General features: G+C 65.2%; 1 protein-coding gene. It reads right to left on the bottom strand.

Annotation, left to right across the window (positions count from 1 at the left end; translation table 11 throughout):
• Positions 1-143: SDR family NAD(P)-dependent oxidoreductase (locus CH341_RS33115; protein WP_146604822.1), on the bottom strand; the 143-nt coding region annotated here is incomplete at its 3' end.
• Between the last annotated feature and the right edge of the window lie 104 nt (positions 144-247).

Genomic DNA, 247 nt, shown 5'->3' with positions numbered 1-247 from the left:
AGCTTGTCCTGGCGCCGCGCCGTCAGCACCACCTTGGCGCCATTCGCCGCAAGCACCCGCGCAAAACGCCGTCCGAGCCCCGATGAAGCGCCGGTGACGAGCGCCACCTGTCCCGTAAGATCGAAAAGCTCGTCCGCGCGCATGTGATCCCCCTGGAGCTATGGGCCGCTCTAATGCCCGTAGAGCTTGAGCGGCAGCCAGGTTGCCACATCCGGCAGGAACCACAACAGGACGAGCGCAAAGACCT

Origin of the sequence: Rhodoplanes roseus, assembly GCF_003258865.1 — a bacterium.
Classification (GTDB): Bacteria; Pseudomonadota; Alphaproteobacteria; order Rhizobiales; family Xanthobacteraceae; genus Rhodoplanes; species Rhodoplanes roseus.
The sequence above is the reverse complement of the archived record's forward strand: the minus strand, read 5'-3'. Positions and strand labels throughout refer to the sequence as shown.